Raw genomic sequence first — 25,111 nt, forward strand, 5'->3', positions numbered from 1 at the left:
CGCGCAGCCTGGTGCTCGCTCTAAGCGTCGAAGAATTCCGCCCGGCACTCGAACGTTGCGGGACCGCGCAACGTCAGACTTCGCTTGCATAGCGCGTGCATGGACCAGATAATGATCGCGAAATCACCAGCCTTTCGCGATGACAAACACCGCTTATCCGTTCCTGGACCGTATCCAGCACCCGCAGGATTTGCGCGAGCTGCCCAAAGCCGACCTCGGCGCAGTCGCCAAGGAGTTGCGGGGTTGCCTGCTTGAATCCGTCAGCAATTCAGGCGGCCACTTTGCGGCCGGCCTCGGTACTATCGAGCTAACGGTTGCCCTGCATTATGTGTTCAACACGCCGCATGACCGCCTGGTATGGGACGTCGGGCATCAATGCTATCCGCACAAAATCCTGACCGCGCGGCGCGAACGCCTGCATACCATTCGCAAGCAAGGTGGTCTGGCGCCATTTCCCAAGCGCGCGGAGAGTGAATATGACACTTTCGGCGTTGGTCATTCCAGCACGTCCATCAGTGCCGCCTTAGGCATGGCGCTGGCGTTTGCTGCTAGTCACGAGAACCGCAAGGCGGTCGCCATCATCGGTGATGGGGCGCTGACCGCCGGGATGGCTTTTGAGGCGCTCAACCACATGGGCGACCTGCAGGCCGATCTGCTGGTAATCCTCAACGATAACGAGATGTCGATATCGCCCAACGTAGGCGCGATGAACAATTATCTGACCCGCATGCTGTCAGGCCGCGTGTACTCCACCATGCGCGAGGGCGGCAAGCGCCTGCTCAAGCAGATGCCGCCGATGTGGGAGTTCGCGCGCCGCGCGGAAGAGCACGTGAAGGGCATGATCGTACCCGGCACCTTATTTGAAGAGATGGGGCTCAGGTATTTCGGGCCGGTCGATGGGCACGACCTGCCAGGTCTACTTCGCACGCTGGAAAGCCTCATGGACAACAAAGGTCCGCAGTTGCTGCATATCGTCACGCGCAAGGGCAAAGGTTACGCGGCGGCCGAAGCGGATCCGGTCAAGTATCACGCGGTGACGAAGTTCGATCCCAAGGTCGGCATGGTGGCGTCCAAGGGCGTATCAAAGCCCACGTACACGCAGGTGTTCGGTGACTGGCTGTGCGACATGGCCGCCGAGGATCCACGACTGATGGCAATTACACCCGCGATGCGCGAGGGGTCGGGACTGGTGCGGTTCTCGCAGGAGTACCCGAAACGTTATTTCGATGTCGGCATTGCCGAACAGCACGCTGTGACAGTGGCTGCCGGCATGGCTTGCGAGGGCCGCAAACCGGTAGTAGCGATTTATTCTACTTTTTTACAACGCGCCTACGACCAGCTGATTCACGATGTAGCGATTCAGAATCTGCCGGTGCTGTTCGCCATCGATCGCGCCGGCGTGGTCGGGCCCGACGGCCCAACACATTCCGGCAGCTTCGATCTCAGTTATTTACGCTGTATCCCGAACATGACCATCATGGCGCCGGCGGACGAAAACGAATGCCGCCAGATGTTATATACCGGCTATCAGCTAGACACGCCTGCCGCGGTCCGATACCCGCGCGGCACCGGTCCGGGCGCGGTTATCGAAGCGGATATGCGGCGGCTGGCGATCGGCAAGGCGGAGAAATTACGCCAGGGGCGCAAAATTGCGATCCTGGCTTTCGGCAGTGCGGTCAGCGATGCCTGGCAGGCCGGCGAAGCGTTGAACGCGAGCGTGGTGAACATGCGCTTCGTCAAACCGCTGGATGAAGCGATGGTCACGCAGCTTGCGCGGGAACACGATGTGCTGGTCACAGTCGAAGACAACGTAATCGCAGGCGGCGCTGGCAGCGCGGTCAACGAATGTCTTGCGCGGCTGGATAAACAGGTGACCGTGCTAAACCTGGGGTTGCCGGATCGCTTTCTGGAGCACGGCAGCCGTGAACAACTGCTCGCCGAGGCCGGTATCGACGCACCCGGCATAGTCGCTTCCATCGAGTCATCGCTAGGCTCCAAACGGCCCAGGGCCGCGGCCAGGTCGGTATCCAAAGTATCGACTTCGTAACCCTCATCTGATCGGTCAGTTCCGCTTCCGCGGTGCCTTGGGCATGTACAGACAGACGGTTGCTCAACGCCAGCGCTCCTTCCGACCGTCGTCCTCCTTAACGTCGTCCTCCTTAACATGAGGCTTTTCTATTCTAGGACTTGATATTCGATTATGAGCACCGCCGCCTCCGCCCCCACGGCCTTCAGATCCATCGAGGACACACAAAATGCACCGGACGCCCGGCAATCGCCCATCAACAAGGTCGGCGTCAAGGGTCTGATGCATCCGATGCGTATCGCGGGCCGCGAGGGTGCGCAACATACGATCGCGCGCTTCAACATGTACGTGAATCTGCGGCACAACGTCAAGGGCGCCCACATGTCACGGTTTGTGGGGTTATTGATGCGCCTCCAGAATCAGGCTGACCGGGAGCCGATTGACCTGGCTTCATTCGGATCGATGCTGTCGGAAATGACCCGTCGCCTGGAAGCGGACACGGGACATATCGAGATGTCGTTCCCTTTCTTCGTCGGCAAATCCGCACCGGTCTCCGGGGCGCGCAGTGTCATGAATTACGAGGTCACATTCCTGGGCGGACTAACCGATGACACGGCCAGCGTGCGCGCAAGAGTCGTTGTGCCGGTCACCAGTCTGTGCCCGTGCTCAAAGAACATCGCCGCTTACGGGGCGCACAACCAGCGTTCACACGTGACATTGACGGTGCGCGCCGAGCGTCCGATCTTTATTGAGGACTTGATCGAACGGGTCGAGGCGCAGGCCTCCAGCGAGCTATACGGGCTGCTAAAACGCGCCGACGAAAAATACGTGACCGAGCGCGCCTACGAAAATCCCAAATTTGTCGAGGATGTGGTGCGTGACATAGCGCTTGATCTCAACGATGATCCTCGCATACTCGCTTACCGGATCGAAGCGGAGAACTTCGAGTCCATTCATAATCATTCCGCGTACGCCATGATCGAAAAGGGCGAGCTCGATTTAGAGTGAGCTTAAGAGATCGGCATTTGCGAGCACGAGGGGCCGCTAAACCCTCACGCTCCGTCCGGCAGCATGCTTACCGCGGCGCTGGCGTCATAACCGCCCTGCATGGATGTGATCAGACGTTCGAGGATTTCTTCCGCCGCTCCCGGCGGTAACGCTTCACGCGCGGCGGTGTGCGCGGTTATCAAGGTCTGCCCCGGCTGATCGAGCAGGTGCACCTGGTACCGCTGGTTTCCATCCAGCCGCGCCTCGACCCCACTGTCGTCCGGCAATCCGGTCAACACGCCGGCCGTCCTGGCCGCCGCGGGCCGGTACCGAATGTAATACGCGCCGTTGACCATATCCTCGTCCTCAACGGGCAAACCGGCCCGGTCCAGCGCCAGCCCCGTCTTCTGCCAGACACTGCGGAACTGATCTTCGACCACGAGCACGGGAATGCCGGCCACCTTATCCAGGTGCATCGCGGTCGCATCGCCTCTCGCCATGGCGAGCTGACGCTCAGCCTGCTGCCGCGGCTCGCCCAAATAAACCATTAGCCGGGTCAGATACTCAGCTTCCAGGCCCAGATCGGAGGGGCGCGGCTCCCAATCGTCCGGCGAGCCCGCCTGTTCCGCGCCCTGATGCGTCAGATAAACATTGGTGACACCAGCACCCTGGCGCTCCAGGCGCAGCCGATACTTGTCGCGCAGAGCGACGCCAGGTAAATCATTGTCGTCAGGCTCAATCCAGCCGGTCTCCATAATCCCAAGCCGCGGCTCATGGCGCACGATTTCGATGCCGCTTTCGCGCCAGAATTCGCGCAGCCTGGGCCACAGAATCCCAGGGTCGGCCTGGATCTCAAGCCAGCGCGCACCGCCATCCTGTCGTACGCGCATCTCACCAAATTCGGTCAACACGCCGGCGACCGCGGTGCCATTAGACTCAGCGGGTCCGTCGTCGCCCAGGAGCTGCTCCTGCTGACGCGCAAGTGCTATGGCGCTGACGGTGTCGCCCTCCGGCGCCGGAATGGTCATGCGGCTGTCGGTCGGCGGCTCGCTCAGATCCGGCGGGACTTCCAGCGGCGGCGTCTCGCCGCTTTGTTCGTAGGCTGGCCGGTCATCGCCGCCGAAGACGCCGCAACTGCCAAGCAGGATCGACAGCGAAACCGTGGCAATGATGCGCGCGCACTCGCCAGTTACCGTAACCTGCGGCGTCAAGGACGCAACCCTGCGAGATCTAGCGACGGGTGCGGGGCTGAGTGCGCTCATGCTGCCCATACTCCGGCCAGCGTCATCGACTCGCGCAACTGAGCGTGCAAGTGCTCTGAAAACGGAGTCAGCGGCAATCGTATGCCCGCGGGGATCAGCCCCATCTCGTGCAGCGCCCACTTGACCGGAATCGGATTCGACTCCAGAAACAGATCCCGATGTAGACCGGCGATGCTCGTGTCGATCGCGGCGGCCTTGTCGCGATCTCCTGCCAGCGCCGCGGCGCACATGTCGTGCATGGCCTTCGGCGCCACGTTGGCGGTGACCGAGATCACGCCCCGCCCCCCGCTCAAAATTATTTCCATAGCGTTCGCGTCCTCCCCGCTGTAAACCGCCAGCCCGTCTTCGCAGCGCGCCATGACTTCGCGTGCGCGATCGACGGTTGAGGCTTCCTTGTGACCCACGATGTTGTCGATTTCGGCCAGCCGCCCGATCGTCTCGGGCAGCATGTCGCAGGCCGTGCGACCCGGCACGTTGTACAGAATCTGCGGGATAGGAACGGCTTCGGCCACGGCTTTGTAATGCTGGAACAACCCTTCCTGCGTGGGTTTGTTGTAGTAAGGCGTGACCAGCAGCGCGCCGTCGGCGCCAGCATCAAGCGCGAACTGCGTAAGTTCGATCGCCTCACGGGTGGAATTCGCGCCGGTGCCCGCGATCACCGGCACCTGCCGGGCCACCCGTTTGATGACATAGAGGATGACTTCGCAGTGCTCCTCGGTATTGAGCGTCGCCGACTCGCCGGTGGTGCCGACGGCTATGATCGCGTCGGTGGCATTGTCCAGATGAAACTCGATCAGCGCGCCCAGCGCATCCCAAGCCAGCCGGCCATCCGATTGCATCGGCGTGACTAGAGCCACCATACTTCCTTCAAACATTCGTTTCTCCGCCGCAAACTGGCTTCATGGTACTGGCGCCACCGGGGCTTGACAAGGTAAGCGCCTGGCTTAAGGTTGCGCCGCGCGCGTTAACTGGTACTCTATCTTTTACAATTCTCGACCGTCCTGCCATGACCAACTATCTCGTTACATCGGCGATCGGCGAAGATCGCGCCGGCACTATCGACCGGCTGGCTCGCGCCATTCAGGAACACAACTGCAGCATCGAAGACAGCCGCATGGCGGTGCTGGGCGGCAGCTTCGCGCAGATTCTGCTAGTCGCCGGCAAGTGGAACAACCTGGCCAAGCTGGAATCGACGCTCGCCAATCTTCAGGATCAGTTACACCTGACGATCACCACGCGGCATACCGAGCTGCGTCAGCCGCCGGCGCGGGTGCTGTCGTATACCGTCGACGTGGTGTCGTTGAACCAGCCCGGTATCGTCGGCAAGCTGTCGTCGTTTTTCTCGACGCGCGGCATCAACATTCACGACATGGCCACCAGCGCCTATCGCGCCGCGCACACCGCCAGCCACATGTTTTCCGTACGCATGACCGTGGACGTGCCGTCGCACGTGCAGATCGCGCAGCTGCGCGAAGACTTTCTGGATCTTTGCGACGAGGAAAATCTGGATGGGGTGCTGGAACCACTGAAACTGTAACCGCCGAAGCTTGTAGAACGGTCTTGTCAACTCCGACAAAGATTTGCGCGCGGTTAGCGCCCGCGAGATCCAAATAAAAAAAACTATGGCCGAAGCTCTCGCCAGTCGCAAGCACGCGGTCAGCCGCCTGTTTGTGCTCGACACTAACGTGCTGATGCACGATCCCGCCGCGCTGTTCCGCTTCAAGGAGCACGACATCTTCCTGCCCATGGTGGTGCTCGAAGAGCTGGATCGCGCCAAGAAAGGCCTGTCGGAGGTCGCGCGCAATGTCCGACAGGTGAGCCGCTTTCTGGATGAACTCATCACCGGCAAGCGCGATGGCGAAATCGCGCTGGGCCTTGAACTTCCCATCCCCAAGACTGGCAAACACGGCAAGCCGGCCGCGATCAGCGGCAAGCTGTTTTTCCAGACACGGATTCTGCCCGTCGCCCTGCCCGACAGCCTGCCCGGCAACACGTCGGACAATACCATTCTGGGCACCGCGCTGGCCTTGCAGCTCGAGCTCCCGGCGAATTCCGTGACCCTGGTATCCAAGGATATCAATCTGCGCATCAAGGCCGCGATCGTCGGCATTCACGCCGAGGATTACTTCAGCGACCAGGTGCTGGAAGACGTCAATCTGCTGTACAGCGGCGTGGCGGAACTGCCCGCGGATTTCTGGGAAACACATGGCAAGGAGTTGCACGCCTGGCGCGAGGAGGGCCGCACCTTTTACAAGCTCACCGGGCCGCTGGTCGAACACTGGCACCCCAACGAATGTCTGGCGCTGCCGGACACCACTCCGTTGCCGGCGATCGTCCGTTCCCTGGAGAGCGATCATGCGGTGGTGGAGCTGGCGCACGATTACACCCAGCCGCGGCATACAGTTTGGGGCGTCAACGCACTCAATCGCGAACAGAATTTTGCGCTCAATCTATTGATGGACCCAGACGTGGATTTCGTGAGTCTGGTGGGTGTGGCGGGCAGCGGCAAAACCCTGCTGGCGCTCGCCGCGGGGCTCTCGCAAACCCTGGACGAACAGCGCTACCGCGAGATCATCATGACTCGGGCGACGGTACCGCTGGGCGAGGACATTGGCTTTCTGCCAGGCACCGAGGAAGAAAAGATGACGCCGTGGATGGGCGCCCTGATGGACAACCTGGAGGTGCTGACCCGTTCAGAGGAAGGCGGCGACTGGGGCCGCGCTGCCACGGCAGACCTGCTGCGCAATCGGATCAAATTGCGCTCGCTCAACTTCATGCGCGGGCGCACTTTTCTAAGCCGCTATCTGATCATCGACGAAGCTCAGAACCTCACGTCCAAGCAGATGAAGACGCTGATTACGCGCGCGGGTCCGGGCAGCAAGGTGATCTGTCTGGGCAATGTCGCGCAGATCGACACGCCGTATCTCACCGAGACGACGTCGGGCCTCACGTATGTGGTGGATCGCTTCAAGGACTGGCCGTACAGCGGGCACATTACCCTACTGCGCGGCGAGCGCTACCGGCTGGCTGATTTCGCCTCCGAGGCGCTTTAGCGCGACGCTCAGGCGATCTCGGGTCATCAAAAAATCTACTAACCATTGTTCGCCGCGTACTGTTGCGCGAAGACCAGCAACTCGGCCACGGTGCGTGCCTGAGTCTGCTGACAAACAAATGAAAAACTACGCGTGAGCGGTGGATCTAGTTCCACGCAGATCAGCGAACCCAGCTCTCTTTCGCGCGCCACACACATGCGCGGCACGATCGCCACCCCCATGCCTGCTTCTACCGCGCCCTTGATAGCCTCGACACTGCCAAGCTCCAGACTCCAGTCCAGTCCGTGCGCGTCCATCCCGGAAGAGGCAACGTATTCCGAAATGATCGTCCGCGCCCGCGACCCCGCCTCCCGACCGATTAGCGGATACCGCGCGAGCACCTGCGCGCCGACACGCTCGTGGCCCGCCAGCGGGTGTGCGGGCTGGACTATGATCACCATCTGATCCACGTGGCAGCGCTGGATCTTCAGCACGTCGTGCGCGATCACGCCATCCACGACGCCCACGTCGATGGCGCTGCTCTTGACCATGTGCACGATCTCGTCGGCGGCGACGATCTTCAGCCGCAGGTTCACATCCGGCCGCTCGCGCTTGAAATCGCGCAGCAAGGTGGGCAACAGCGATTCGGCCACCGAGTCGCTTGTGCCCAGGGTTACCGCGCCGTTTATATTGCGGTTGAGTTCCTTCAGCGAGATTTCCATCTCCGCGTAAAGTCCCAGAATTCGCTCGGCGTACTCGTATACCCGGCGCCCGGGCTCGGTCAGGGTCACGCGGTTGTGGGCGCGATCGAACAGACGCACATCGAAATGACTTTCGATCTGGCGGACCTGAAACGTCACCGCCGGTTGCGTCATGTGCAGCGCCTCCGCCGCGCGCGTAAAGCTCAACAGTCGGGCGACCGTGTAAAAAACGCGCAGCCTGCGATCGGCCATGGTCAGCCGGTTTGATTTGAATCAGACATTGACAAAAAGTATAGCAAGCTCGGCCGGCTTCCACGCCAGATGGCGACAGCTCAATCACCGGATTTTTCGTCGATAGTGTTAATCGCGCACGGTCATGCTGGTAAACTTCCTTACAACGCCATCCACAGAAGGACTCGTTTTAATGATCAGCTACAAACCTAAGCACGCCGACGAACTGCGGCGCACCGCGGCCGCGATGGTCGCCAGAGGTAAAGGAATTCTCGCCATCGACGAGAGCCACGGTTCCTGTGAGAAGCGTTTCAAGAGCGTAGGCGTCGAGTCCACCGAAGAAATCCGTCGCCAGTACCGGCAGATGCTGCTGACCACGCCGAAACTGGAGGAATTCGTCAGCGGCCCCATCCTGTTCGACGAGACCATCCGCCAAAAGACTGACGACGGCACCCCGTTGATCAAGGTGATCCAGGACAAGGGCCAGATCCCGGGCATCAAGGTCGACACTGGCGCGCATCCGCTGGCCGGTTCGCCCAGCGAGAAGGTCACGGAAGGGCTGGATGGTCTGCGTGAGCGCATTGCGGAGTACTACGCAATGGGCGCGCGCTTCGCGAAATGGCGCGCGGTAATCACCATCGGCGACGGCGCGCCTTCGCGCCAGTGCTATGAGGCCAACGCGCACGGCATGGCGCGCTACGCGGCGCTGTGTCAGGAAGGCGGCCTGGTGCCTATCGTCGAACCCGAAGTGCTGATCGACGGCGATCATGATATAGACCGCTGCGAAGCCGTGACCGAGGAGATCCACCGCGCGCTGTTCGCCGAACTATATCGGCATAACGTGATGCTGGGCGGCGCGGTGCTCAAGACCAGCATGGTCATCTCCGGCCTGGACAATAATCACCGGGCCGGCGTCGAAGAAGTCGCCGAGCGCACCGTGCAGACTTTGCTGCGCACGGTACCCGCAGCACTTGGCGGCGTGGTGTTTCTGTCCGGCGGGCAGGCACCCGAGGAGTCCACCGCGCACTTGAATGCGATGATCGGCAAATACCGCGGCAAGCTACCGTGGCCGCTGACTTTCTCATACGCCCGCGCGATCCAGGCGCCGGCTCTGAGCGCCTGGCAAGGCAAACCCGAAAATGTGAAAAAGGCGCAGGAACTGGTCTACAGGCGTGCCCGCTTCAACGGCCTGGCGGCACTGGGCGAATACAGCGCGGACATGGAGCGGCAAGCGGCTTAAGTCTCGATCTGCGCGCGGCACGGCACCCGCGCCCTGTCGTGCATGGCTGAGTATTCACCGGCCATCGGGCGCGCAAATATAAAGGTGGTATGATCCGCCGGCATTACGAATATGGGGGACGGGATGATCAGACAATTCGCGGCTGCCGCGATGCTGTTGCTGCTTAATGCTGCCAGTGCACAGGCCGAAGTATATAAATGGACGGACGAGGATGGCAAGGTGCACTACGCTCAGACGCCGCCCGTCGGCGCCGATACGACTACGATAGAGCTGGCGCCGACGCCAGCCTCCGCCGGCCAACCCGATGAGCGATTAAAAAAGCAACTTGAAGATTTCGAGCAACACCGCCGGGCGCGCAACATGTCCAGGCTAACTCAGGCCGAAACGAAGAATACAAACAAGATCAGGGCGGAGAACTGCACGTGGGCGCGAGAAAATCTTGCGGCCCTGGAAAGCCACGGACAGGTATCGTTAAAAGAAGGCGACACCTACCGCAAACTGTCCGCAGAAGAACGACAGGCGAAAATCTCCGAGGCGCAAGGGCAGATCAAGGAATTTTGCGGACAAATTGCGGGGGCAAAGTAACACTACACCTGTCGTTGCGTATCACAGCCGGCCACCGGACACGCATTTCGCACAACCGATCATGCTTGCATCCCAATTCCATCTCGCAACCCTCAAGGAAACGCCGGCCGATGCGGAAGTCGTCAGCCATCGTTTGATGCTGCGCGCCGGGTTAATCCGCAGGCTTGCCGCCGGCTTGTACACGTGGATGCCGCTGGGCGTACGCGTGCTGCGCAAGGTGGAAGCCGTGGTGCGCGATGAAATGAACCGCGCTGGCGCCTTGGAATTGCTGATGCCCGCTGTACAGCCTGCCGAGTTGTGGCAGGAGTCCGCGCGCTGGGAGCAATACGGCCCGGAACTCCTGCGTTTTCAGGATCGTCACCAGCGCGACTTCTGCTTCGGGCCGACACACGAAGAGGTCATCACCGACATCGCGCGCAACGACTTGCGCAGTTACAAGCAACTGCCGGTCAATTATTATCAGATTCAAACCAAGTTCCGCGACGAAATCCGCCCGCGCTTCGGCGTGATGCGGGCGCGCGAGTTCTTGATGAAGGACGCCTATTCGTTTCATCTGGACCGTGACTCGCTGGAACAGACCTACGCCGCGATGTATGAGGCTTACACGCGCATCTTCACGCGGCTGGGGCTTAAGTTTCGTGCGGTGCTGGCCGATACGGGCGCGATTGGCGGCAGCCGTTCGCATGAATTTCACGTGCTGGCCGCCTCCGGCGAAGACGCCATCGCATTCTCGGATGCGAGCGATTACGCCGCCAATCTGGAGCTGGCCGAGGCGGTCGCACCTGCCGCGGCGCGACCGCCGCCCGGCATTGAAATGCGCATAGTCGATACGCCGGACACGCATACCATCGATGATTTAAGCCGGCTGCTGAAAATCGAGCCGCGCCGTTGCCTAAAGACGCTCATGGTGAAAGGCGGCGACGGCGCGGTTATAGCGCTGATTCTGCGCGGCGATCATGCGCTCAACGCCATAAAGGCCGAGAAGATCCAAGGCGTTGCCCGGCCGCTAACCTTCGCCGACGAGACGGAGATCATCGAGGCCGCCGGATGCCGGCCCGGATCGCTGGGGCCTGGCGGACTCTCGATCCGCGTTATCACCGATCATGCGGCCGCGCAGCTTGCCGATTTCGTGTGCGGCGCGAACACAGACGGCAAACACCTGACCGGCGTCAACTGGGGCCGCGACCTGCCCGAGCCGGAGCGCGCCGACCTGCGCAACGTCGTAAACGGTGATCCCAGCCCCGACGGCCACGGCACGCTTTCGATCGCGCGCGGCATCGAGGTAGGTCACATTTTCCAGCTCGGTGACAAGTACAGCCGCGCCATGAACGCCACTGTGCTGGACGAGCAGGGCCACGCGCGTTACATGATAATGGGTTGCTACGGCATCGGCGTCACGCGCGTGGTGGCCGCCGCAATCGAGCAGCATCACGACGAGCGCGGGATCATGTGGCCGGCGCCGATCGCGCCGTTCCAGATTGCGTTAATCCCTATTAACATGCACAAGTCTGAACGCCTGGCAGCGGCCGCGCGTGAGTTGTACGATGAATTGCGGGCGACCGGTTTCGACGTCTTGCTCGAGGACCGCAACTTGAGGCCCGGTGTGATGTTCGCAGAGCAGGAACTGATCGGCATTCCGCATCGCGTGGTGCTGAGCGAACGCGGTTTAGCCGCCGGTCACGCGGAATACAAGGGTCGCGGCGACGACAAGTCAACCGACATCGCATTAACCGATGTTTTCCGCCATCTCCGCAGCATCATGGCGTCGCTTGCGCCATGAACCCATCAGCACGTTCAGGAACTCAAGTTTCGAGGTATCGACATTGTTAAACTGGTTTATAAAACCCGCAGCTGCATACGTAGCGATTTCGTTTATCCTGGCTGGCTGCCAGTTCGTGCCACTGACGCCGGGCGGCGAAAAAGCGAGGGTGCTGAGCGCGGCTGAAGTGCAGCAATGCACGAAACTGGGCGATACCACCGCCTCAGTCAAGGGTGACATCCTCGGCCTCAAACGACAGGAAAGCGTGGTCTCCGCGGAGCTGGAACGGCTGGCGCGCAACAACGCGGCCGCCATGGGCGGTGACACGGTAGTGCCCGCCTCCGACATCATTCAAGGTACGCAGTTATACAATATCTACAAATGCGTGCCCGGTTGACGCATGCTCAGGCGCGAAATTGCAATGACCGTTTCGCTGTCACGAGGACGAATCAGAACCGCTGGAGTCATGACCGACCATAACGCATGCGCGAGGTGAGTGTAATGTCTGATAAAAGCCCCTATACGATTCATGCCCTGGAACTGGGGCCGATGGAAAATTTCGTCTATCTCGTCGAAGATCGCGCGACACAAACCGCAGCGGTGGTCGATCCAGCCTGGGACGTGGGCGCGATCACGACACTTAGCGAGAATCGCGGCCTGCGTATCACCGACGTGCTGCTGACCCACAGCCATCACGACCATGTCAACGGCGTGGAAGCCGTGCTCGACCACTGCGATGCGCGACTGCACTTGCTTAAAACCGAAGCGGAGTTCTGGCGTCACGACCTGGCGCAGCCGACCTTGCACCACGGCGGCGATCGCTTTGCGCTGGGGGAAACGGAACTACAGATTCTGCACACCCCCGGCCACACACCGGGATCCGCGTGCTTTCACATGGGCAACGATCTGATTGCAGGCGATACGCTGTTCGTATTCGGCTGCGGACGCTGCGACCTGAAAGGTGGCGACCCGGAACAAATGTTCACAACCTTGAAGCAACTTAAGGAGGAATTGCCGCCACAGACCGTGATTCGTCCGGGGCATAACTACGCCACGCGGAACACGGCCACTATGCGAGAACAGGCCGAGGGAAATCCGTTTATGCAGTTCGATAATGCGCAGGACTTTGTCCGCTACCGGATGCATGAACACGATCGTACGCGCAGCACGCCGTACGATCCCATACAGCGTCGCTAATCACGCCGGCAGGACGCGGGCCGTATAGACGGGCCAAAAAACAAAGTAAACTTTGGCCGCGTTGCTTGCGCCGACGGCCGCGGAATTTACTCCATTACCGGAACAACCGCTTCAGCCATCCGAGAATTCCGCCGCCTGACGATGATGAACCCGATTCGCCAGACGATGCCGCGCCTTTGGAAGACGACGCGGTATGCGTGGATCGGGTGCCGGTTCCTCCCGTCATCTTCGCCTGCGAATCGTGATGTCGTTTGAGCACAGAATCTTCCGGGGTCTTGTCTGATTTCATTTCCGCGCCTCCTCGGCACTATAGTAAATCGTTTGCAACCACACCGACCTTACGCCGATTACCCATAATGATAAAGGGATACCCGCGGGCGTCGTCAAGTGTCGTTTGCGTCTTTTTCCGCACGGGCCCCGCGATTACCGGGCTGGATCAGAACATGTCGATCTGATCGCCGCCGCGCGCCGGGGCCTTAAATAGGGTCGTATCCAGCGAGCGGCGATGGCGATCGAAGCCCAGCCTCCGGCAGGCCAGCGCAAAGCGTCTTGCGATGAGGTCGGCGAACGGACCGGTGCCGCACATACGGGTACCGAACGCGGAATCGTAATCCTTGCCACCGCGCAGGTTGCGGATGACGCTCATCACGTGGTCCGCCTTCAGCGGCGCATGATGATGTAACCACTCACGAAACAGATCCTTCACCTCGAGCGGCAGCCGCAGCATCACGTAGCCCGCCGATTCTGCGCCGGCCTCGCGACTGCGCTTGAGAATCGTCTCGAGCTCAGGATCGGTAAGCACCGGAATTACCGGCGCGGTCATCACCCCGACCGGCACACCGGCCTCGCTCAAACGCCGCATCGCCTCCAGCCGCCGACTAGGCGCGGTAGTGCGCGGTTCCAGCCGGCGGCTCAGGCCCGAATCGAGCGTGGTAATCGAAAACAGCACCTGCGCCAGATTGCGCTCCGCCATCCGCGCAAGGATATCCAGATCTCGCTCCACCAGCGCAGATTTGGTCTCGATCGTCACGGGATGGTGAAACGCTTCCAGCACCCGCAGAATGCCGCGCGAGATCGCGAGATCGCGCTCGACCGGCTGATAGGCGTCGGTGTTGATGCCGAGCGCGATCGGCGAGCAGCGATGTCCGGGCCGACGAAGTTCCTGCTCAAGCAAGGTCGCCGCGTCGGGCTTGTAAAACAGCCGCGTTTCGAAATCCAGGCCCGGCGAAAGCCCGAGATACGCGTGCGATGGGCGCGCGAAGCAATAAACGCAGCCGTGCTCGCAGCCGCGGTATGGATTGATCGACAGCGAAAAGCCCACGTCCGGCGAATCATTGCGGGACAACACCGTCCGGGACTTGTCCTGCGTAAGCGTAGTGCGCACTTTTGGGGTATTGAGGATATCGTCTTCCCCCCTACCCCAGCCGTCGTCAATCACCCGGTGCGTTTGCGATTCGAAGCGGCCGTCCGGATTGCTTACCGCGCCGCGGCCCTTGCGGGGGCGCGCCGGCAAGTCGTCGTAAGCATTCATCGCCGCGGATGCGTGATTTCCGCCAGCGTCTTTTCCATTAGCGCCGGATCGACCGGCTTGACCCAGTGATGATCGAAACCGGCCGCGGCCGTGCGTCGCCGGTCCTCTTCCTGGCCGAAACCCGTCAAGGCGATCAGCACCACGGACTGCCCATCGGCCTGCGCGCGGAGCCGCTCTGCCGTGTCGAAACCGTCGAGCTTTGGCATCCGCAGGTCCAGCAACACTACCTCGGGCCGGAAGTCCGAGGCCTGCGCCAGCGCGTCTTCGCCGTCGAAGGCGCAGCGCGTCTCATAGCCCAGTACCGTCAAGATGGCGGTCAGGGCCGTGGCCGCGTCGCGGTTGTCGTCCACGACCAGAATGCGATGCCTGACAGCATCCGACGTTAAGGCGCCAGTAGTGGGGTCGGGCGCTTGGGGTTCAATGCCGGCGCAGAGCGGCAAGCGCACGGTGAACTCGCTGCCGGCGCCGGGCCCGGGGCTCCGCGCCTCCACAGTTCCGCCGTGCAGTTCCACCAGACGTTTGACCAATGTGAGACCGATACCCAGTCCGCTACGGGAATTCTGCGGCGCGCCGTCGGCTTGCGCGAACACGTCGAAAATCCTGCTCAGCCGGGCCGTGGGGATGCCGATGCCGGTGTCTTTAACCGTCAGCACCACCGAATTCTGTTGGCGGCTCGCATCCAGCCAGATTTGCCCGCCGTGGTCCGTATACTTGGCCGCGTTGTTGAGCAGATTCGAGAAGACTTGCGTCAGGCGGGTGGGATCGGCGTATAGAAACACCGGCTGCTCTGGCAGGGTCACGGTAATATTGTGCCCGGCGTCGCGCAACGATGGGTGCACGGTTTCCAGCGCACTCTGCATCACGGTCACCAGTTCCACCCAGCTTTTTTGCAGTTGTATGCGGTCGCGCGTGATACGTGAGACGTCCAACAGATCGTCGACCATGCGCACCATGTGATTCACCTGCCGCGACATGGTCGCCCGCGCCTCTTCCATCATCTCCGCGTTGTCCGGGGCGATCCGCATCAGCTCAAGACTGGTACTCAGCGGCGCGAGCGGATTTCTCAACTCGTGCGCGAGCGTCGCCAGAAACTCGTCCTTGCGCCGCGCACCTTCGCGCTGTTCGGTCACGTCGATGTTCGTGCCAAACCACAGAACTATTTGTCCCTGGTCGTCGTGGACCGGCAGCATACGGCTTAAGTGCCAGCGCATCTCGCCATCGTGACGACGCAGCGGAAAAGTGTCTTCCCACGGCTCGCCGGACGCGAAACAGCGCTGGATGTTGAACACCACTCTGGGCAGCTCGGCGGGATCATGCACGCGTTGCCAGCCCCAGCCCCGCACCTGTTCCAGGGTGGTGCCGGTGTAGTCGTACCAGCGCTGGTTGTACCAGAAAATATCGCCGTCGGGCCGCGCCATCCAGACCAGTTGCGGAATCGAATTCGCAAGGGCGCGAAACTGCGCCTCGCTTTGCCGCAACATGTCCGCTTGGCGCACCTGCGCGGTGATGTCCAGGGTGATGCCGTCGAAGCGCACGGGCGTGCCGTCACTGTCATAGCTGGGACGCCCGATAGCACGTATCCTGCGCTCCTGGCCGTCCAGCCCGAGTGTGCGATATTCGGTATCGTAATCGACGTGCTCGGCGATGGAACGCTCGATTGCGCGTTGGGTTTTCTCTCTATCTTCGGGGTGCAGCCGCTGGTAAAACACATCGATGGTCACGTCGCAATCGACGGGCAGGCCGAAATGCGCTTTTGCCTTGTCGTTCCAGACCAGCCCGGCAAATGGCAGATCGCAGTACCACAGGCCGATATCGCTGGAGTCCACCACCAGATCGAGGCGCTCTCGATAAAGGTGCAAATCCCGCTCGGCCCGTTGCTCGCCGCTGATGTCGCGAAAGACGATGACCGCGCCCGCCACCTCGCCACGTGAGAACCTGATCGGCGCGGCGCTGTCGTCAATCGCCTGCTCGGTACCGTCATTCGCGATCAGCAAGGTGTGAGCCGGCAGCTCCACGGGCGCGCCCGCACGCAAGGCCCGATCGGCCGGATTCTCAAGCGGCTTGCGCGCCTCACCCTTGACGAGCCTGAATACCGTCTCCAGAGGCTGGCCTGCGGCCTGCTTCTGACTCCAGCCAGTCAGACGTTCCGCCACCGGGTTCAGATAAGTGACACGGCTGTCGGTATCGGTCAGGATCACTCCGTCCGCTATACTGTTCAGCGTTGCGGACAGCAGGTTGTCTGAGCTGAAGTCGTTCATGGCCTCACACGCCGCCGGGCGACGCCTCCAATTGCCGGGTTGCGTCCGCCGGGCGCGGACCGCTTACCGATAACATCTTAAGCGCAGGCAGTCATCGGGGGAAGCTTTGCGCGCCCCCGCGCGGCCACCGGTGGAGCCTGCTCGTTCACGACACCGTTTTTCGCGCGCGGCAACTACTCTCAACATGCACTCTGACGGGTGTACACTGCAATTTACCGACCCTGCACGCGCGGTTACCACCGGCTAGTCGCGTACTCAACCGCAACAATCTGCCCGATCATGTCCCGACGCACAATGTATCTTATCGTCGCGCTGTCTTTGCTCAGCGCCTGCGCAATCGCACCGGAGGCGGGCAACGCGCTGCCGGTGGTTGATGGAAAAGGTATCCGCGATCTCGGCGGTGGTCCTTTTCTGCTGGATTTCCTGGCGATCAAGGCCGACACCGAGGATAGAGTCGTGCTGGAATTCGAAACCGGTGCGCCCGCGCGGCGACTGTCGCGCGTGGTACTGAAAATACCCGTCAAGAATCTCGATGAAGGCGGCGAGACCGGCGTTATCGATATTTATGCCTTTATCGGTGACGGCAAGGTGAACGCGGAGGATTTCGACGCCGGCAAGCGAGTCGCGCAGGTTGAGGCGCCGGCAAGCAGCGCCGTGCGCGTGGATGTGACCGACGCGTTTCTGGCGGCGATGGACAGGAACGAAAAATTCATCGGCTTGCGGCTTTCCACCGAGACGGATGATCGTTACTTTCTCGGCGCCATCGCCGACCTGCCGGACCCGACATTGTGCAAGCGCTACGGCGACTGATCCGCACATGATGCAAGCCTGGCTGCTGCTAGTCGCGGCGATCGTGCTCGAAGTCGCGGGCACCACGTCGATGAAGCTGTCGCAGGGCTTCGCTCGCACCGGGCCCTCGATAATGATCTTCGTTTTCTACGCGCTGTCGTTTGTGGCGCTGACTCTGGCGCTCAAACGCCTGGACTTGAGCATCGCCTACGCGATCTGGGCCGGCGTCGGCACGGTGCTGATTACGTTCATCGGGTTCACGTACTTCGCCGAGCAGGCGACCTTGTTCAAGGCCGCGTGCATTGCGCTGATCGTGCTCGGCGTGGTCGGGCTAAGCTATGCCGCCGATGGATGGCCGCGCGGTGCCGCGGCTTTCGCGGCTTTGAGCGTATTCACCATCAGCATCGCCACGGTCATGGGGCCGACCCCGCCCGGCACCGGCGTGATCGCGGACGCTTTCTCGCTCACCGCGTCAAAATCCACGTCGCCGACCAGCCGGTAACCTTTGGGCCGGCTGTCGTCGTCCACCCGATTGATGCCAACGTCAATCACCACCGCGCCCTCTTTAACCATTTCCGCCGTAACGAAATGCGGGCGGCCGATGGCGGCGATCACGATGTCCGCCCGGCGCGTGATGGTCGCAAGATCCTTGGTGCCGCTGTGGCAGACGGTTACCGTCGCATTGGCGCCTTTGGCTTTCTGCACCAGCATGTTCATCATCGGCTTGCCGACGATGTTGCTGCGGCCGATGATGGCCACGTGCCTGCCTTCGATCTCGAGGCCGCTGCGCACGATCAGTTCCGGAATGCCAGCCGGCGTACACGGCCGCAATGTATCGAGACCGATCACCAGACGCCCCACGTTGGCCGGGTGAAAGCCGTCCACGTCCTTGGCCGGATCAATGCGCTCGATAACCTTCTGCTCGTCGATGTGCCTAGGCAGCGGCATCTGCACGAGAATGCCGTGTATGGCGCGATCCGCGTTCAACTCGTCGATCAGCGCCAGCAGCGCGTCTTCCGGAATATCGGCCGGCGGCGTCTTCATCACCGACTTGATGCCGACCTCTTTGCAAACCTTGCGCTTGGTTCCCACGTAAGTTCTGGAGGCGGGATTGTCGCCCACCAGCACCGCGGCGAGACACGGCGTCAACCCCGCCTTTACGACTTCCGCCACCTGTTGTTTGACTTCGTCTCGGATCTCGGCCGCCACCGCGTTGCCGTCGATGCGTTGTGCTTTCATGTTCGTATCCTTATCTTAGAAATAGACGCCGACCAGAATAATTGCCGATAATGGACACTAGGCGAAAACGCGACTCTACACAAATCGAGCGTGGCGCGAAGCGACGTAGCAATCCAATCAGTAACTGATCTACAGTTGTTCCAGATTGGCTGCGCTCGCTATGACGATTACGGCGACCTGTTCAGAGCCTCCCTAAAACCCGGGTCTGCCAGGCATTCCACGCCCCATGGGCATGAGCGTTGTATGACTCGGGATGACTCGGTATATTATTGCGAGCGACTCGCGCGGCATCCGCGCTGGCGCTGTCCCGTTCGCTTACGCTTTCAACGGAGGTTCTGTGCCCGACTACGATACCCCGAAGCAACCTCAGAACCGTGATTCCCATACGGATACGCCGGTTTCGCAAGGCGCGCGCCAGACTGCGGACCGTGTCAGGCAGCAAGCGCGCGATGCGGCGCAGAAGGCGAAGACGCAGGCTGAGTCCATGCTAGGCGAGCAGCAGCAGGCCGCGGCGGATCAGTTGGAAGGCGTGGCGATGGCCTTACGAAAAACCGCGGAGCAACTAGATTCGCAGGATCAAGGCCCCGTGGCACGCTACGCGGAACGCGCCGCGGATAGCCTGGATAACCTCGGTGGTAAATTGCGCGACCGCGACATCGACAGTCTCGCCGCACAGGTACAGGACTTCGCACGCCAGCAACCGGGCGTGTTTCTGGGCGGTGCGGTGGCGGCGGGCTTTCTGGTCGCGCGTTTTCTGAAAAGTTCGGCGCGTGATGAATCATCATCCAGCGCGCCCGACGCATCGTACGGACAGTTCGATTCCGCGCCTGGCCACGCAGGCACACCTTCGTAGGAGATTCCGATGCAATCAGACAAGTCAGATAAAGGAGACCGTTCGATAGGCGGGCTCATCAGAGATCTCACTTATGAGTTGACGTCGCTGGTAAGCAAGGAAGCCGAACTCGCGAAGGCCGAAGCCTCCGAAAAGGTATCGCAAGTCGGTGCCGGTATCGCCGCGCTCGCGGTCGCTGTGGTCTTGCTGGTCGTGGGTCTGGAGGAATTGACGGACGCCGCGGCCGTGGGGGTCGGCTACTTGCTGCCGCAGGCCATGGTACCGTGGCTGGCGCCACTGATCGTGGGCGGCGTCATCGCCATTCTCGGATTGATCCTCTTGATGAAGGGCCGCAGCAATCTCCAGCCGCTAAACCTGGCGCCCAACCGCACCACGGAATCGCTTCGCAAAGACAAAGCCGTTGCGCAGGAGCAGTTTAGATGAGCAATAAATCACAACCGCGCGATACCCCCCGCGACCCAAAAAGGATCGAGGTCGAGCTCGACCGTACTCGCGGCGAATTGAGCCAAACGCTGGATGCGCTCCAGGAAAAACTGTCGCCCGGCCCGATGTTCGACGAGGCGCTGAATTATTTCCGCAACAGCGGCGGTGGCGAATTCGCCTCGAATTTCAAGCATTCGATAACGCAAAATCCCGTGCCCGTCACCCTGGTCGGCGTCGGCCTGGCATGGCTGGCGCTGGCTGGGAGGGGCGGCGGCTCGTCGTCCGACCCGTTCGATGCAAGTGGCTACGACGATCCGTATCATCCTCACGCGGAATATCCGCAAGACCGGCCCGTGGCCGAGGCCGAAGGTCTGGAAGGAGTATCCGGCGGCACCGCGTTCGGCGATGATGTCGCACCGGGTATGGAGCCGATCGGCACGGACCCTGATCAACCGGGCCGCATGCGGCGGATGGCCAGTGGCGGGCGCGAGCGCATGCGTGGCGTCACTCGCGGCGCGCGTCAGGGTATATCCGGTGCAGGTGCGATGGGGCGACGTCAGGCAGCGCGCGCGAAGAGCGGATTCGAGCACATGCTGCACGAGCAGCCGCTAGTGCTGGGTGCTATTGGCGTGGCACTGGGGGCGGCGCTGGCCGCCGGTTTGCCGGGAACCCGGCGCGAAGACGAATTGATGGGCGGGACGCGCGATCAATTCATGGACAAGGCTCAGGAAAAGGGTAAGGAACAGCTGGGCAAGGCCAAACAGGCCGCGAAATCGGCCGGCGATGCCGCGAAGAAGGAAGCAAGGAAGGAACTGGACGACACGCACCGGACGGCCGCTCCGAACGAGGGTTCGGCCACATAGCAGTGCGCAGATATGGCGTTGCCGGAACCGATGAGCTCGATACCTCTCAGTCAATTCTTTCGAATTGAGGGCGCAGGTACGAAGGCAGCAATCGCCAGACGTTGATAGCATCCCGCGGCGCCGTTTCACCGCAAGTCAATGACAATCTGTCAGATTTCGCCGCGACACGCCCCATGTCGTCTGCCGCAACCCGTCCACAGGCGGCAAAAAGATGAAAAGCTGTGTAAACTTCCCGGCCTTGTCGGCCGCGGCGGAGTTTTTGCATCATCCGCGCTGGCAGAGTTAATCCTCTCGGCCGTATTCAACGTGATTTATTCCCCGCCTAACCCTTAAGGATCGGACATCGACACGCAGTCCGCCACAGACCGGCAACCCGCGCTAGGCAGCGTCTTCTACGTTTCCGTAGCACTTTCCACGCTGTTTGTATTGTGGGGCGTAGTTTTCCCGCGCAACCTCGCCACCGTGGCGACGGCGGCGCTGGACTACGTGATGACCAGCTTTGGCTGGGTGTACATCATCTCGACTTTCGGCTTTCTGATATTTGTGCTGTATCTGGCCTGCGGCCGTTACGGCGGCATCCGGCTGGGCAAGGATAGCGACCGCCCCGAATTTAGCACGCTTTCGTGGCTGGCCATGATGTTCAGCGCGGGCATGGGCATCGGCCTCATGTTCTTCGGTGTTTACGAGCCCCTCGCACACTTCGACAACCCGCCCTTCGGCCTGGCGCAGCCCGGCACCGAGGAAGCCGCCCAGCTCGCCATCCAGTATTCGTATTTTCATTGGGGCCTGCACGCCTGGGGTATCTTCGCGGTAGTCGGTCTCGCACTCGCCTATTCCGTGTTCCGCAGGGGCAGAAGCGGCCTGATCAGCCCCATTTTCTACCCAATACTGGGCAAGCGCGTGGAAGGCCCCATCGGCAAGGCGATCGATAGCCTGGCTGTGTTCGCCACCTTGTTCGGCTCGGCCACCTCGCTGGGCCTGGGCACCTTGCAGATCAGCGGCGGCCTGACCTCAGTGTTCGCCACGCCGAACGCGCTGACGGTGCAGCTCGCGGTTATCGCGGCAATGACTTTCTGCTTTACGCTTTCAGCCGTCTCGGGCGTACATCGCGGCATCCAGTGGTTGAGCAACACCAATATGGTGCTCGCGACGTTGCTGTTGCTGTTCCTGCTGTTCTGCGGCCCGACCGTGTTTCTGCTCAACTTCTTCACGAACTCGATCGGCAATTATATCGGCCAGTTCTTCCAGATGAGTTTCAGGTCGGCGGTGTTCGGCGACGCGGCCTGGATGCAGGACTGGACGATCTTCTACTGGGCATGGTGGATCTCGTGGGCGCCATTCGTCGGCACTTTCATTGCCCGTATCTCGCGCGGCCGCACCATCCGCGAGTTCGTGTTGGGTGTGCTGTTCGTGCCCAGCCTGGTCAGCTTCCTGTGGTTTTCCGTGTTCGGCGGCGCGGCCATCGATCTCAACCTGGCCGGAGTAACGGATATCTCAGCCGCGACCAGCCAGTCTGCGGTATTGTTCGACACGTTGAACGCTTATCCATTAGGCACCATCACGTCGCTGCTGGCGGTCGTGCTGATCGCCCTGTTTTTCATCAGCGGCGCCGATGCCGGCTCGGTAGTGCTGGGCATGCTCACTTCGGGCGGGACGCTGAAACCAACGATGAAGGTTGTCGTAATCTGGGGCACACTGACGGGCCTTTGCGCGGCCGTGTTGCTGCTGGCGGGCGGACTCAACGCCCTGCAGACCGCTGCCATCCTGTCCGCCGTGCCGTTCGCGTTCGTCATGATGGGATTGTGCTACGCGCTCATCAAGGATCTCCGTAGCGATCGGCGCGCCAGCCTGCAAGCCGTGGCGGTCTCCGATACTCACGTTGACGCTGCCGGCGACCGCCGCGCAAGCTCACGCTCGCGGTCGTAACACCGCGATCTTCTGTCCGAACCTGAGCATCTCATCCGCGATGCACCATTGCCTGATTGTCAAACTGGGATCGGCGCCGCCGCACCTGCGGGCGCGGCGCGGCGATTTCGAGCATTACTTCTCTAAACGGTTGGGAATCGATCTCGATAAGTGTCTGATAGTCAATCCCGAGGCCGGCGACATGCTGCCGGACGCGCGACATTTCCTCGGTGTCGTGATCACCGGATCGGACGCGATGCTGACCGACAACCCGGACTGGAGTCTGCGCACGCAGGCCTGGCTGGAGCGAATATTGCCGAACGAAAAGATCCCGGTGCTGGGCGTGTGCTACGGGCATCAACTGCTGGCGCAGACCCTGGGCGGCAAAATTGGATGGTCGGAAAATGGCGAGGAACTGGGCACCATTTCGGTCACGCTAACGGCCAACGGTGAGCGCGACCCATTGCTTGGCGCGGTTGGGAGGCAATTCGTGGTGCAGGCGGCGCATAGTCAGGCCGTGCTGGAACTGCCGCCCGGCGCGCGGCTGCTGGCGCGCAACGCGCACGAGCCCATTCAGTCGTTCGCGTGGGGAACGAATGCCTGGGGCGTGCAATTTCATCCGGAATTCGACGCGGATATCAGCCGCACTTACATCGAAGACGACCGCGAGGCGCTGGAACACGAGGGCCGCGAGCTGGATGCGATGCTGCGCGCGACGCGCGACACGGATCATGGCGCAGTGCTGCTGCGCCGCTTCGCGGAGCGGTTACACCGCTAGCACCGGGGCAACCTCGAGCGCCATACGCCCGCCGCTGCCTGAGAACCGAAGCGGCGTCGTGCAATCAAGCGCGCCGGCAGACGCCTGCCTTACACGGGATCACGCGTTGCCGCCCCGCCCCCATATTCTCAACGGCAGCTTCGCAGCAAGGTGCTTTCGATGAGCGCATCGCGCCACGTTTGTGCCATCTGGCGATAACCCGCCGGGTTCGGATAAAGCACGCCATGAGAGTCCATCATGTCGATTAGCGCGTGATCAATCACCATAACCTTGTGGGGCCCACGCGCGGTGGTCTCACGCCCCGCCGCCATCGCCGCCAGTCCGTCGCTGAACTGTTTCCAGCCCGGTAAAGTCGCGAGGCTGCCGACCGGCGCGGTCACCACAACGGAAACGTGATTGCCGCCAGCACTGGCTTCCCAGCGAGCGATCTCGTCGAGAACTGCGAACACGCCCGCGACGCCATCGGCGATATGGCCACGCTCGATCTGTAGCAGAACCACGTCCGCCGGATGCGTGGTCAACCATCCGTAGATACCGTCCGTACCGTCTCCGCGCCTGCCATAGGCGAGCTCGGTCAACGTCCAGCCGGGGTGGGCCTCGTGATCCGCGTCGATATCAGTCAGCCCGATGCCCGCGGACCGGGACCCGACGAAGTCGACGCGGTAGTCGTCCGCCGCCAGCACCGCTTTCAGCGCTTGCCGGTACCCGACTCGGGGCGCAACCGATGGCAATTGCCGCGCAGCGTCAATCACGCCGGCGGTGGTCGCACCGCCCAGCGCCATTAGCCTTGACTCGAACATTAACCTTGCGCTCCAGCGCGCCGTCTGCCCGGCGCCGACGACTTCATACGTAAAGCGGTCACTAACGACGTGGGTGGCGGGATGCGGCATGTAGGCAAATTGCCCGGTAACCGCGTCGCGCAGGGATACACTGCCGCTGCGCCCGTCACTCATCAGTCGATAAAGCGTCGGCCCGGGTGATTGAGCGCCGCCCGCGGACAGGTTTCCGGCCGTGGTACCGACATGCGACACCACCCGGCAAATCTCGCCTGACGTGCCCGCGGCCAATACCGTCACCCTCGCGCGATTGGACGTGCGTCCACGGTCGTCTTTCACCGTGTAATAGAACGCGTCGCCGAGTTTAGTGCTCGCGTTGCTCCGCACATAGCTCACCGCGCCATTCGCATTCGCCCACGCGACGCCGTTACGCGGCTGCGTCACGATATCGACCGTAGCCGGATCGAGTCGCCCTCGAAACGCTGTGTCGTTGCGGAGCACCTCGATCATTAATGGCGCGGTCCCGCTCGCGGGTTTGACGGCTGCGCTGCTAACCGTGCTCAAACTCACGGCGGCGACGGCGGGGCCGCCACCGCCAACATCGTCGCCGGCATTGGGTGACAATAGCTCTTCCGGCGGTGGCGGCGGTGGCGGCTCTTCCGGCGGTGGCGGCGGT

22 protein-coding genes and 1 pseudogene are annotated in these 25,111 nt (G+C 61.6%); 16 read left to right on the plus strand and 7 right to left on the minus strand.

Features of this window, described 5'->3' with window-relative positions; all coding sequences use genetic code 11:
- Positions 1-139: 139 nt before the first annotated feature.
- A complete protein-coding gene (gene dxs / locus H0V34_13335; protein ID MBA2492628.1) occupies positions 140-2,047 on the plus strand; it encodes a 1-deoxy-D-xylulose-5-phosphate synthase in 1,908 nt (635 codons plus the stop codon).
- Between the two features lie 153 nt (positions 2,048-2,200).
- A complete protein-coding gene (locus H0V34_13340; protein MBA2492629.1) occupies positions 2,201-3,034 on the plus strand; it encodes a GTP cyclohydrolase I FolE2 in 834 nt (277 codons plus the stop codon).
- 44 nt (positions 3,035-3,078) lie between these two features.
- Here the strand turns inward: H0V34_13340 and bamC are convergent, their stop codons facing one another.
- A complete protein-coding gene (bamC, locus tag H0V34_13345) occupies positions 3,079-4,224 on the minus strand; it encodes an outer membrane protein assembly factor BamC (protein MBA2492630.1) in 1,146 nt (381 codons plus the stop codon).
- A 47-nt stretch (positions 4,225-4,271) separates the two neighbouring features.
- Positions 4,272-5,150, minus strand: coding sequence for a 4-hydroxy-tetrahydrodipicolinate synthase (locus H0V34_13350; protein MBA2492631.1), 879 nt, complete (start codon positions 5,148-5,150; stop codon positions 4,272-4,274).
- Positions 5,151-5,281: 131 nt separating this feature from the next.
- Here H0V34_13350 and H0V34_13355 point away from each other — a divergent pair, with 131 nt between their 5' ends.
- Both H0V34_13355 and H0V34_13360 read left to right on the plus strand, forming a co-directional pair.
- Positions 5,282-5,812 (plus strand): glycine cleavage system protein R, encoded by a 531-nt coding sequence (locus tag H0V34_13355; GenBank protein ID MBA2492632.1) that lies wholly within the window; start codon positions 5,282-5,284, stop codon positions 5,810-5,812.
- Between the two features lie 85 nt (positions 5,813-5,897).
- Positions 5,898-7,328: a PhoH family protein gene (locus tag H0V34_13360; protein MBA2492633.1), complete on the plus strand. Its 1,431-nt coding sequence runs from the start codon at positions 5,898-5,900 to the stop codon at positions 7,326-7,328.
- Positions 7,329-7,366: 38 nt separating this feature from the next.
- Here the strand turns inward: H0V34_13360 and H0V34_13365 are convergent, their stop codons facing one another.
- Entirely contained in the window at positions 7,367-8,260 is an 894-nt protein-coding gene (locus tag H0V34_13365; GenBank protein ID MBA2492634.1) for a LysR family transcriptional regulator, read from the minus strand.
- Positions 8,261-8,432: 172 nt separating this feature from the next.
- Here H0V34_13365 and H0V34_13370 point away from each other — a divergent pair, with 172 nt between their 5' ends.
- The 5 genes from H0V34_13370 to H0V34_13390 all read left to right on the plus strand — a co-directional run bounded on the left by H0V34_13370 (position 8,433) and on the right by H0V34_13390 (position 13,020).
- Positions 8,433-9,479: a fructose-bisphosphate aldolase class I gene (locus H0V34_13370; protein MBA2492635.1), complete on the plus strand. Its 1,047-nt coding sequence runs from the start codon at positions 8,433-8,435 to the stop codon at positions 9,477-9,479.
- 150 nt (positions 9,480-9,629) lie between these two features.
- Entirely contained in the window at positions 9,630-10,064 is a 435-nt protein-coding gene (locus H0V34_13375; protein MBA2492636.1) for a DUF4124 domain-containing protein, read from the plus strand.
- A 61-nt stretch (positions 10,065-10,125) separates the two neighbouring features.
- A complete protein-coding gene (locus tag H0V34_13380; GenBank protein ID MBA2492637.1) occupies positions 10,126-11,844 on the plus strand; it encodes a proline--tRNA ligase in 1,719 nt (572 codons plus the stop codon).
- A complete protein-coding gene (locus H0V34_13385) occupies positions 11,834-12,220 on the plus strand; it encodes a DUF4156 domain-containing protein (GenBank protein MBA2492638.1) in 387 nt (128 codons plus the stop codon). Before H0V34_13380 ends, H0V34_13385 begins: the two co-directional genes overlap by 11 nt.
- 104 nt (positions 12,221-12,324) lie before the next feature.
- A complete protein-coding gene (locus H0V34_13390) occupies positions 12,325-13,020 on the plus strand; it encodes an MBL fold metallo-hydrolase (GenBank protein ID MBA2492639.1) in 696 nt (231 codons plus the stop codon).
- A 436-nt stretch (positions 13,021-13,456) separates the two neighbouring features.
- Here H0V34_13390 and H0V34_13395 read toward each other — a convergent pair whose 3' ends face one another.
- Together H0V34_13395 and H0V34_13400 are read right to left on the minus strand one after the other, a co-directional pair.
- Complete coding sequence (locus H0V34_13395; GenBank protein ID MBA2492640.1) at positions 13,457-14,551, minus strand: PA0069 family radical SAM protein; 1,095 nt, start codon at positions 14,549-14,551, stop codon at positions 13,457-13,459.
- Positions 14,548-16,809: a PAS domain S-box protein gene (locus tag H0V34_13400; protein ID MBA2492641.1), complete on the minus strand. Its 2,262-nt coding sequence runs from the start codon at positions 16,807-16,809 to the stop codon at positions 14,548-14,550. Before H0V34_13400 ends, H0V34_13395 begins: the two co-directional genes overlap by 4 nt.
- Before the next feature lie 279 nt (positions 16,810-17,088).
- On the opposite strand from H0V34_13400, the gene H0V34_13405 reads away from it, so the two are divergent.
- Both H0V34_13405 and H0V34_13410 read left to right on the plus strand, forming a co-directional pair.
- Positions 17,089-17,619, plus strand: a complete 531-nt coding sequence (locus H0V34_13405; protein MBA2492642.1) for a hypothetical protein — start codon at positions 17,089-17,091, stop codon at positions 17,617-17,619.
- A 7-nt stretch (positions 17,620-17,626) separates the two neighbouring features.
- Positions 17,627-17,935 (plus strand): annotated as a pseudogene (locus H0V34_13410) (multidrug efflux SMR transporter).
- Here the strand turns inward: H0V34_13410 and folD are convergent.
- Entirely contained in the window at positions 17,935-18,837 is a 903-nt protein-coding gene (gene folD / locus H0V34_13415; GenBank protein ID MBA2492643.1) for a bifunctional methylenetetrahydrofolate dehydrogenase/methenyltetrahydrofolate cyclohydrolase FolD, read from the minus strand. The pseudogene H0V34_13410 and the gene folD overlap by 1 nt on opposite strands.
- A gap of 337 nt (positions 18,838-19,174) precedes the next feature.
- Here folD and H0V34_13420 point away from each other — a divergent pair, with 337 nt between their 5' ends.
- The 5 genes from H0V34_13420 to H0V34_13440 all read left to right on the plus strand — a co-directional run bounded on the left by H0V34_13420 (position 19,175) and on the right by H0V34_13440 (position 23,659).
- Positions 19,175-19,690, plus strand: coding sequence for a hypothetical protein (locus H0V34_13420; GenBank protein ID MBA2492644.1), 516 nt, complete (start codon positions 19,175-19,177; stop codon positions 19,688-19,690).
- Between the two features lie 9 nt (positions 19,691-19,699).
- Complete coding sequence (locus H0V34_13425) at positions 19,700-20,113, plus strand: phage holin family protein (GenBank protein ID MBA2492645.1); 414 nt, start codon at positions 19,700-19,702, stop codon at positions 20,111-20,113.
- Positions 20,110-20,976, plus strand: a complete 867-nt coding sequence (locus tag H0V34_13430) for a DUF3618 domain-containing protein (protein MBA2492646.1) — start codon at positions 20,110-20,112, stop codon at positions 20,974-20,976. The genes H0V34_13425 and H0V34_13430 overlap by 4 nt, the downstream gene beginning before the upstream one ends.
- Positions 20,977-21,318: 342 nt before the next feature.
- Positions 21,319-22,902, plus strand: coding sequence for a BCCT family transporter (locus H0V34_13435; protein ID MBA2492647.1), 1,584 nt, complete (start codon positions 21,319-21,321; stop codon positions 22,900-22,902).
- A gap of 40 nt (positions 22,903-22,942) precedes the next feature.
- Positions 22,943-23,659 carry a glutamine amidotransferase gene (locus H0V34_13440; protein MBA2492648.1) on the plus strand — a complete coding sequence of 239 codons (717 nt, stop codon included), beginning with the start codon at positions 22,943-22,945 and terminating at the stop codon, positions 23,657-23,659.
- 128 nt (positions 23,660-23,787) lie between these two features.
- On the opposite strand, the gene H0V34_13445 is transcribed toward H0V34_13440, so the two are convergent.
- On the minus strand, positions 23,788-25,111 hold a 1,324-nt coding region (locus H0V34_13445; GenBank protein MBA2492649.1), incomplete at its 5' end, for a hypothetical protein.

Source organism: Gammaproteobacteria bacterium (genome assembly GCA_013696315.1).
Classification (GTDB): Bacteria; Pseudomonadota; Gammaproteobacteria; order JACCYU01; family JACCYU01; genus JACCYU01.

Coding starts and splice junctions, on each gene's coding strand:
- H0V34_13375 (MBA2492636.1), top strand. CDS start 9,630: ATGCTGTTGCTGCTTAATGCTGCCAGTGCACAGGCCGAAGTATATAAA.
- H0V34_13390 (MBA2492639.1), top strand. CDS start 12,325: ATGTCTGATAAAAGCCCCTATACGATTCATGCCCTGGAACTGGGGCCG.
- H0V34_13430 (MBA2492646.1), top strand. CDS start 20,110: ATGAGCAATAAATCACAACCGCGCGATACCCCCCGCGACCCAAAAAGG.
- H0V34_13360 (MBA2492633.1), top strand. CDS start 5,898: ATGGCCGAAGCTCTCGCCAGTCGCAAGCACGCGGTCAGCCGCCTGTTT.
- H0V34_13340 (MBA2492629.1), top strand. CDS start 2,201: ATGAGCACCGCCGCCTCCGCCCCCACGGCCTTCAGATCCATCGAGGAC.
- H0V34_13380 (MBA2492637.1), top strand. CDS start 10,126: ATGCTTGCATCCCAATTCCATCTCGCAACCCTCAAGGAAACGCCGGCC.
- H0V34_13440 (MBA2492648.1), top strand. CDS start 22,943: ATGCACCATTGCCTGATTGTCAAACTGGGATCGGCGCCGCCGCACCTG.
- H0V34_13395 (MBA2492640.1), bottom strand. CDS start 14,551: ATGAATGCTTACGACGACTTGCCGGCGCGCCCCCGCAAGGGCCGCGGC.
- H0V34_13370 (MBA2492635.1), top strand. CDS start 8,433: ATGATCAGCTACAAACCTAAGCACGCCGACGAACTGCGGCGCACCGCG.
- H0V34_13365 (MBA2492634.1), bottom strand. CDS start 8,260: ATGGCCGATCGCAGGCTGCGCGTTTTTTACACGGTCGCCCGACTGTTG.
- H0V34_13350 (MBA2492631.1), bottom strand. CDS start 5,150: ATGTTTGAAGGAAGTATGGTGGCTCTAGTCACGCCGATGCAATCGGAT.
- H0V34_13400 (MBA2492641.1), bottom strand. CDS start 16,809: ATGAACGACTTCAGCTCAGACAACCTGCTGTCCGCAACGCTGAACAGT.
- H0V34_13425 (MBA2492645.1), top strand. CDS start 19,700: ATGCAATCAGACAAGTCAGATAAAGGAGACCGTTCGATAGGCGGGCTC.
- H0V34_13355 (MBA2492632.1), top strand. CDS start 5,282: ATGACCAACTATCTCGTTACATCGGCGATCGGCGAAGATCGCGCCGGC.
- H0V34_13405 (MBA2492642.1), top strand. CDS start 17,089: ATGTCCCGACGCACAATGTATCTTATCGTCGCGCTGTCTTTGCTCAGC.
- folD (MBA2492643.1), bottom strand. CDS start 18,837: ATGAAAGCACAACGCATCGACGGCAACGCGGTGGCGGCCGAGATCCGA.
- dxs (MBA2492628.1), top strand. CDS start 140: ATGACAAACACCGCTTATCCGTTCCTGGACCGTATCCAGCACCCGCAG.